At 55.5% G+C, this 517-nt stretch carries 1 protein-coding gene; it reads right to left on the bottom strand.

Annotation, left to right across the window (positions count from 1 at the left end; genetic code table 11):
• On the bottom strand, positions 1-517 hold a 517-nt coding region (locus tag H663_RS42000; protein ID WP_205872792.1), incomplete at both ends, for a YDG domain-containing protein.

Genomic DNA, 517 nt, shown 5'->3' with positions numbered 1-517 from the left:
ACGCACCCGTTGCCAATGCAGCTGCTGTCGTGCCGTCATAGGTTTTGTTCTGGTTGCTCATGGCCACAGCCAAGTTGGCTTTGCTGATCGTGCCACCACCGACTACTGTTGAAACTGTAGTGGGCAAGTTGTAGTTGCTCAAATCTGCTGTGCCAGCCGCAAAGTCAGTTGCCACCAAGGTCGCGGTGACCGTTGTTGCAGCGTTCACGTTCTTGCTGTTGTAGGTGCCGCTGGCTTTGTTCACCGTTGCAGTTTCTGCCACGCCGCCCACTGTCACGCCCGTGGCTGTGATCGCACCCGTTGCCAATGCAGCTGCTGTCGTGCCGTCATAGGTCTTGTTCTGGTTGCTCATGGCCACAGCCAAGTTGGCTTTGCTGATCGTGCCACCACCGACTACTGTTGAAACTGTAGTGGGCAAGTTGTAGTTGCTCAAATCTGCTGTGCCAGCCGCAAAGTCAGTTGCCACCAAGGTCGCGGTGACCGTTGTTGCAGCGTTCACGTTCTTGCTGTTGTAGGT

Source organism: Limnohabitans planktonicus II-D5, from assembly GCF_001270065.2.
Taxonomy (GTDB): Bacteria; Pseudomonadota; Gammaproteobacteria; order Burkholderiales; family Burkholderiaceae_C; genus Limnohabitans_A; species Limnohabitans_A planktonicus.
The sequence above is the reverse complement of the archived record's forward strand: the minus strand, read 5'-3'. Positions and strand labels throughout refer to the sequence as shown.